This window comes from Syntrophorhabdaceae bacterium (assembly GCA_028698615.1).
Taxonomy (GTDB): domain Bacteria; phylum Desulfobacterota; class Syntrophorhabdia; order Syntrophorhabdales; family Syntrophorhabdaceae; genus Delta-02.
Window position 1 is genome coordinate 32715 of the sequence record JAQVWF010000022.1, and the last position, 7131, is coordinate 39845.

Consider the following 7131-nt stretch of genomic DNA (forward strand, 5'->3'; position numbering starts at 1 on the left):
CTTTTCGATCTTCAAGGCCATGGACCAGATCCATGGCCTTTTTTTTATGCAAGGAATTAAGGGAGGACATGATGAGAAGACACGAGGTAACCGTGAGAACAGGGAGGAGACAATGAAAACTTTGGAAGAACAGGAGGCCCGGAAGGATGCACGCATCATGGATATTCTGGAAAGCGAAAAGGCTTCGCTTTTCGGCAAACGGTTCGATCCCGTCAAGGGAGGGGGCGCAAGGCGCCTGCACATGATAAGGGAATCCTTCATCCGCGAGATGACGCGCCTTGCCATCACGCACAACGCGATCAACCTCTCGCAGGGCTTTCCCGATTTCGATCCGCCGCGGGAAGCCATCGAGGCCGCCCACCAGGCCCTTGAATCAGGCGGGAACCAGTATACGATCACCTGGGGCACAGCCGCGCTCAGACAGGCCATCGCAGTCAAGATGCGGCGATGGTACGGACTTGAGTTTGACCCCGACCAGCATATAACGGTCACCTGCGGCGTCACCGAGGCCATCCTTGCCACTCTCATGGGGATCATCAACACCGATGATGAGGTCATCGTCATCGAACCCTATCACGAGGGATATCTTCCCGCCATAGTATTTGCCGGCGGCGTACCCCGTTTCGTGCCCCTGGGCGCACCGGGCTACACCCTTGACCTCGACGTGCTCCGGGCCGCCTTCAACAACCGCACGCGGGCCATCCTCATCAATACACCCCACAATCCCACGGGGCACATATTCACCAGAGAAGAATTGGAGGGGATCGCTCAGCTATGCCAGGAATTCAACGTCATAGCCGTCACCGACGAGATCTACGAACATATCATTTACGACGGGCATCCCCACATCCCTGTCGCAACCATTCCGGGCATGGCAGAGCGCACCGTCACCATCAGCGGTCTGGGAAAGACCTTTGCAATGACAGGCTGGCGGCTCGGCTATGCCTGTGCGCTCAATCCCCTCAGCACCATCTTGAGAACAGTTCATGACTTTATGACCATCTGTGCACCGGCGCCCCTGCAGGCGGCATGTGCCGCCGTCCTCGGTCTGCCCGACGAATACTACAGCCGGTTGAGCGAAGACTATACGCTCAGGAGGGACAAAATGATATCCATTCTCCGGAAGGCCGGCTTCGCCGTACAGTCACCGGAAGGGGCCTTCTACGCGATGGCGGATTTCGGTGCCTGGGATTTTGACGGTGACGATTATTCTTTCGCCCGATGGCTTCCCGCCAATCTCGGGGTAGCGGTCGTTCCCGGCTCATGCTTCTATGGGACCCGCGGGATGGGGAAGAAGACTGTTCGCTTTGCCTTTGCGAAAAAGATGGAAACCCTGCAGGCGGCTGAAGACCGCCTGTGTCGTTAAGAGAAGGTAAACTGCTATAAAAACCCCGGGGCGTTTATGCCCCGGGGTCTCTTTCTAACTTCGTCAAGTAGGCGACACTGATGAAAGCTCTTTCTTGAAGGAAATATAATAAACCGCCCCGATGAAAACAAACCCGCCCACGATGTTCCCGAGCGTTACAGGGATCAGGTTCCAGTAAATGAACTGTCCCCATGTCACGTTTGCGCCAAGCATGATACCTACGGGGATGAAATACATGTTGGCCACGCAGTGCTCGAACCCGGAGGAAACAAAGGCCATGATGGGGAACCATATTCCGAAAAACTTACCGATCATGTTCTTCGACGAAAGAGCGAGCAAAATGGCAAGGTTCACGAGGAGGTTACATCCAATTCCCTTCATGAAGGCCGACCACATACCCGCGCCGCCGTTTGCCATATAGGGCAGTGTCTTTGCCTGGGCGATCGCCACGGCACTCTGACCAAACGCCGTCAGTTCAGCCCCGCCACCCTTGCTGAAAGGCCCTACGGACATTAGATACGCCCAGAACAAGGAGCCGATGAAGTTTCCGATATAAACCCAGAACCAGGCATTGATGACCTTCCCCCAGGTCGATTTTTTCTGAAATACAGCCATGGGAATCAGCATCGTGTCACCGGTAAAAAGCGACATGCCGGTAAGAACGATGGCTATCAAGCCGACGGGGAAGACGGCCCCGGCTATCATGGATTTGAACCCGGCGCCCATCGAGTTCTGCAGCCCCGTTCCGCATACCGTGGCGAGGGCCCCTCCAACCGCAATAAAGAGGCCTGCCATAAAACTGCGTACGAGGTAATTGCCTGGCGTAAGATTAGCCTTGTACTTGCCAGCATCGCCGGCCAATTGAACGATTTCTACAGGTTTGTTAGCCATAGTCCCTCCTTTTTTATGAGTTACTTTGTCACTTGATTGTGTTGCTTCATCCCAATTGATTGAATAAATAAAAAGACCATATTAAGGCGGTCGATATCAAGACATTATTTCGATTTGATCGTCATGCCCTGTCGGTGAACGCATTGACCGCGTCCATATAGGCCGTCGACCCGAGCATCATAATATCGTTATGACCGGCCCGGGGGATGAAAAGACACGATCTGTCGGCTGCCCCGGAAAGGTCATAAAGCGCCCTCCCCTCGGATGACGGGATGATCTCATCCCACTCGCCGTGGATGATAAGTGTGGGGACCTTCACATCCTTTATTTTCAAATCGTTGCCGAACCCAACAGGGTCCTCGTCGCCGAAGAGATACTCCACGCCCAGCCTGGCAACCTGATTCCGGGCACTGGCGAAACCGCTCTCCACGATGAGCCCCCTGAGTTCGTCCTGATAATGGTAAGCGAGTTCTATGGCCGGGGCGCTTCCAAGGGAGCGGCCCATGACGAAAGGGTCTCCGGTAAGACCATCCTCCTCGATACAGCGCATAAAATCACGAAAGATGGGATGGGCATCCTTTATCATGGCGGTGCACGTGGGATTTCCACCGCTTCCGCCATATCCACGGTAGTCGGCCACGAAAAGGTTCAATCCGCGCTGCGCATAGACGGGCGCCACGTAGTCATAATCGGATGCCACCTCTCCGTTGCCGTGAAAATACAGGATGTTCGGCCCGTCCTTCCCTGCGGGGTAGAAACGGCAGCAGACTGAAATGCCCTCCGACACCTCAACGAAGCGGTTAAGCACCCCGGAGTCTCGCGAATCCGGCGTGAGATCCCGCCTGGGGAAAAAAAGCCGGTAGAGGATCTCCGGCCGATCATACGATCGAAGCCCCCTGTCAAAATCCGCCATATTCAGCCTCCTCAAGGATTCAAGCAGTCCCGCCAACACAAACCGCAGCTTATTCCCTTTTCTAGATTAAAGGAATCCCGTATCCCTTATCAAGGGAGAAAACGCCCTGTTCCCCTGTTTTTTTAAGCCCTCTTGAGAATATATCTTGCACTCTCGCTATTTTTGTGCGATAATCGACCCCGGAGCATAGGAAGGAACAAGCTGTTCGTCACATACGCAGGAATTTTCCATTTTTGTTGTCTGTCCCATAGCACAGTTCCTTTTCTTCCACATTCTATTAGGAGGTTTGTAACATGGCCAAAGGAACTGTGAAATGGTTCAACGAGTCAAAGGGTTTCGGTTTTATCACTGGTGATGACGGCACAGACGTGTTCGTGCATTACTCAGCCATTCAGGGTAGCGGCTTCAAATCCCTGTCCGAGGGCGACCAGGTTACCTTTGAAGTAGTCAGCGGCCCGAAAGGCCCCGCGGCATCTAACGTAGCAAAGGCATAGCCACCCAGCGCAGGCCCGGCCAGAAACCGGGCCTGCCTTCAATATCTATCCCTATGGAACAGAATAAGATCAGGAATATTGCGATCATCGCACACGTTGATCATGGCAAGACTACGCTCGTGGACCAGTTGTTCAGGCAGAGCGGGATGTTCCGCCACAACGAGATAGTTGAAGAAAGACTCATGGATTCCATGGATCTCGAGAGAGAAAGGGGTATCACCATCTCCTCGAAGAACGGCTCCTTCGTCTATAAGGACTTCTTCATCAACATCATCGATACTCCGGGCCATGCCGATTTCGGAGGCCAGGTGGAAAGGGTTCTCAAGATGGCCGACGGCGTTTTGCTTCTCGTCGATGCCGCCGAAGGACCGATGCCCCAGACAAGGTTCGTTCTGAAAAAGGCGCTGGGACTCAAATTGCCCGTCATCGTCGTCGTCAACAAGATCGATAAGCCGGCTGCGCGATGCGACTGGGTGGTGGACCAGGTCTTCGATCTCTTTGTCAAACTCGATGCGCCTGACGACATCCTTGATTTCCCTATCATCTACGCATCTGCAAAGGCCGGCTACGCTACGCTGGACCACACGCAGGAATGCGGCTCCATGATACCTCTCTTTGACATGATCGTTCGTTCGGTGCCCCCTCCCACAGGAAATCCCGAGGCCCCGCTGCAGATGCTCGTGAGTTCGCTCTCCTATTCGCCCTTCCTCGGCAGACTTGCCATCGGGAAGATCACCTCCGGCGTCCTCAACCTCAACAAGGACGTTATCGTGGCCACCGAGGGCACTCCGTCCTCACCGGCACGGATAACGAAGGTCTACCGCTTCAAGGGAAGTTCCATGGAAGAGACACAGATCGCGGGCACCGGTGAGATCGTCGCCATCGCCGGCATGGAGTCCATAACGATCGGTGAGACTTTGACGGACCCCGAGAATCCGGCGCCCCTTCCCGGTATCGACATCGACCCGCCGACGATATCGATGAACTTCATCCCCAACGATTCGCCGTTTGCCGGCAAGGAAGGACGGTTCCTGACATCGCGCCACATCAGGGAAAGACTCATGCGGGAGACACTTTCCGACGTGGCACTCGTCGTCGAGGAACTTGTCGACTCCATAGGATACAAGGTCTCCGGCCGCGGTGAACTTCACCTCTCCATACTCATCGAAAAAATGCGCAGGGAGGGCTATGAATTCCAGGTGACCCGCCCGAAGGTCATATTCAAGGAAGGCGAGGAAGGGACCCTCGAGCCTTACGAAGAACTGACCATCGACGTGGACGAACAGTTTTCCGGCAACGTCATAGAGAACCTCGGCAGGCGCAAGGGGATGATGGTCCACATGCATCAGGACAAGGGAATGGTGAGACTGAGCTACCGCGTGCCCACGAGGGGTCTCATCGGTTTCCGTTCCCAGTTCCTGACGGAGACCAAGGGCACGGGCACGATGAACTACATCTTTGACGGCTATGACCGCTATGCCGGCGAGATGAGGAACCGCAACAACGGAGTTCTCGTCGTCATGGAGGAATGCACCACCGTGGCATACGCCCTCTTCAACCTGCAGGAGCGAGGCGAGCTTTTCCTTGGTCCCGGCGAGAAGGTCTACGGGGGCCAGATCATCGGCGAACACGCCCGCGAGATAGACCTGGTGATCAATCCCGCGAAGGGCAAGAAGCTGACGAACATGAGGGCGGCCGGTTCCGACGACGCCGTCATCCTCACACCCCCCAGAAACATGAGTCTCGAAGACTGTATCTCCTATATCAACGAGGACGAACTCGTGGAGATCACTCCAAAGTCGATCAGGTTGCGCAAAACCATACTCGACGGCCTTCAACGCAAGAGATCAAAGATAGCCGGCCTGAAAAACTGATACCTGCCCGACCATGAGCATTCAAATCTTCGGTACCTCCAAATGCCAGAACACGCGAAAGGCGCAACGGTTCTTCAAAGAACGCGGCATACCCTTCCACTATATCGACCTGACGGTCAAAGGCCTCAGCAAAGGTGAACTTAACAGCGTCAGGTCCGTCGTGGGCATCGAAAAACTCATAGACACCGAGGGGAAGCAATACGCCCGGCGAAACCTGAAATATCTTACGCATAACATCGAGGAAGAACTCCTCGCCGACCCCCTGCTTTTCAAGACCCCCATAGTCCGCAACGGAAACAAGGCCACCATCGGCTATCAGCCGGATGTGTGGAAAGAGTGGAAATAGAAGACCTTTTTCACTATTGCTTCCATCGTCGCTCCCGCAGGGCCGTTGAGTACGATATCGGCTATCTTGTCGCAGGGGGTGGAGTCCCGGTTGATGATCACGAGCTTTGCCCCGGCCCGCTTTGCCTCGACGGGCATCTGGGCCGCCGGATATACCACCAGGGAGGAACCGATGACTATGAAAACGTCACATGCCGTGGAGCGGCGGAAGGCCTCCGCCGTCTCCCGTTCAGGCATGGATTGCCCGAAGGAGATGGTGGCCGGTTTGAGAAGGCCGCCGCAGGAATCACACCGGGGAGCTTTCTCGCCGGCCGCTATCCTCTCCTGAATAGGACCCCTTTCGTACCGTTTCCCGCAGTCCAGACAAGCGACATGCATGGCAGTGCCATGAAGTTCGAACACCCTGGTCTCCGAATTGCCCGCCTTGAAATGAAGACCGTCTATGTTCTGCGTGACAAGGCAGTCGAGCTTACCGAGCCGCTCAAGTTCAGCTATGGCAAGATGCCCCGCGTTGGGTTTCGCGTCCTTCATTGCCTCATACATCTCCGTCGCCATCTGCCAGTATTTCTCCCGCGATGATTCCCGGGAGAGAAAATTCTGAAAATCAAAATCAGCCGGATCGTACCTGTCCCAGACGCCCCCGGGACTCCGAAAATCAGGTATCCCCGATTCCGTGCTCAACCCGGCACCAACGAAAACAACAACCTTCTTCGCGCCTGCAATCAGTCGGGCAACCTCATGTATCCTGTCTTCCATGCTTTTGCTCCTTTCCTCTTCACGTGGAGTCCGTTTTCCAATACAAGACTAGTACGACCTTGCCGCTTGAATCAAGATGAAAAAACGGGAGACCTCCTTGATCTGGAGCATGGAGAGAGACAAAGTAATTGCGGCCAGGGTAGTGAATGCGGCGTGCCGGGCCTTCCTTCGGCGAGTTGACTTTATCGTCCCGGTAATGTATTTTTCGACAGACCCGCAGGATACGTAACGTGAACAGAATCTCATTCAGCGGAGAAGCGGGATAAGATTGACGTTCATCTTTGGGAGGTACTGAAATCCATCATGAGATCACAGACACTGTCCACAGAATGCCAGAAGTTCGAGACCGATATCGTTATTGCCGGCGGGGGCTTGAGCGGCCTGTCGGCGGCACTCACCGCTGCCGAAAGCGGGGTAAGGGCAATCCTCCTTGAGAAAATGCCCTTTCTCGGCGGTGCCGGTCTTTTCCCGGAAGGTTCTCTCGGCATAGGT

8 protein-coding genes are annotated in these 7131 nt (G+C 54.9%); 5 read left to right on the forward strand and 3 right to left on the reverse strand.

What is annotated here, in order from left to right:
• Window positions 1-112 precede the first annotated feature (112 nt).
• Window positions 113-1366 carry an aminotransferase class I/II-fold pyridoxal phosphate-dependent enzyme gene (locus PHC90_09120; GenBank protein ID MDD3846509.1) on the forward strand — a complete coding sequence of 418 codons (1254 nt, stop codon included), beginning with the start codon at window positions 113-115 and terminating at the stop codon, window positions 1364-1366.
• A gap of 63 nt (window positions 1367-1429) precedes the next feature.
• Here the strand turns inward: PHC90_09120 and PHC90_09125 are convergent, their stop codons facing one another.
• Window positions 1430-2257, reverse strand: a complete 828-nt coding sequence (locus PHC90_09125; protein ID MDD3846510.1) for a formate/nitrite transporter family protein — start codon at window positions 2255-2257, stop codon at window positions 1430-1432.
• Window positions 2258-2378: 121 nt separating this feature from the next.
• Window positions 2379-3170 carry an alpha/beta hydrolase gene (locus PHC90_09130; protein ID MDD3846511.1) on the reverse strand — a complete coding sequence of 264 codons (792 nt, stop codon included), beginning with the start codon at window positions 3168-3170 and terminating at the stop codon, window positions 2379-2381.
• Between the two features lie 293 nt (window positions 3171-3463).
• On the opposite strand from PHC90_09130, the gene PHC90_09135 reads away from it, so the two are divergent.
• The 3 genes from PHC90_09135 to PHC90_09145 are packed head-to-tail and all read left to right on the forward strand — an operon-like array spanning window position 3464 to window position 5884.
• Window positions 3464-3664, forward strand: coding sequence for a cold-shock protein (locus tag PHC90_09135; protein MDD3846512.1), 201 nt, complete (start codon window positions 3464-3466; stop codon window positions 3662-3664).
• A 53-nt stretch (window positions 3665-3717) separates the two neighbouring features.
• Window positions 3718-5538 (forward strand): translational GTPase TypA, encoded by a 1821-nt coding sequence (gene typA / locus PHC90_09140; GenBank protein ID MDD3846513.1) that lies wholly within the window; start codon window positions 3718-3720, stop codon window positions 5536-5538.
• A 13-nt stretch (window positions 5539-5551) separates the two neighbouring features.
• Window positions 5552-5884 carry an arsenate reductase family protein gene (locus tag PHC90_09145; protein MDD3846514.1) on the forward strand — a complete coding sequence of 111 codons (333 nt, stop codon included), beginning with the start codon at window positions 5552-5554 and terminating at the stop codon, window positions 5882-5884.
• Here PHC90_09145 and PHC90_09150 read toward each other — a convergent pair.
• Window positions 5854-6639 carry a Sir2 family NAD-dependent protein deacetylase gene (locus PHC90_09150; protein MDD3846515.1) on the reverse strand — a complete coding sequence of 262 codons (786 nt, stop codon included), beginning with the start codon at window positions 6637-6639 and terminating at the stop codon, window positions 5854-5856. The two genes, PHC90_09145 and PHC90_09150, sit on opposite strands and share 31 nt — an antisense overlap.
• A 303-nt stretch (window positions 6640-6942) precedes the next feature.
• Here PHC90_09150 and PHC90_09155 point away from each other — a divergent pair.
• On the forward strand, window positions 6943-7131 hold a 189-nt coding region (locus tag PHC90_09155), incomplete at its 3' end, for an FAD-dependent oxidoreductase (GenBank protein ID MDD3846516.1).

Bases quoted from the DNA above. Each gene is read 5' to 3' on its own strand.
- typA (MDD3846513.1), top strand. From the start codon at position 3,718: ATGGAACAGAATAAGATCAGGAATATTGCGATCATCGCACACGTTGAT.
- PHC90_09145 (MDD3846514.1), top strand. From the start codon at position 5,552: ATGAGCATTCAAATCTTCGGTACCTCCAAATGCCAGAACACGCGAAAG.
- PHC90_09125 (MDD3846510.1), bottom strand. From the start codon at position 2,257: ATGGCTAACAAACCTGTAGAAATCGTTCAATTGGCCGGCGATGCTGGC.
- PHC90_09135 (MDD3846512.1), top strand. From the start codon at position 3,464: ATGGCCAAAGGAACTGTGAAATGGTTCAACGAGTCAAAGGGTTTCGGT.
- PHC90_09130 (MDD3846511.1), bottom strand. From the start codon at position 3,170: ATGGCGGATTTTGACAGGGGGCTTCGATCGTATGATCGGCCGGAGATC.
- PHC90_09120 (MDD3846509.1), top strand. From the start codon at position 113: ATGAAAACTTTGGAAGAACAGGAGGCCCGGAAGGATGCACGCATCATG.
- PHC90_09150 (MDD3846515.1), bottom strand. From the start codon at position 6,639: ATGGAAGACAGGATACATGAGGTTGCCCGACTGATTGCAGGCGCGAAG.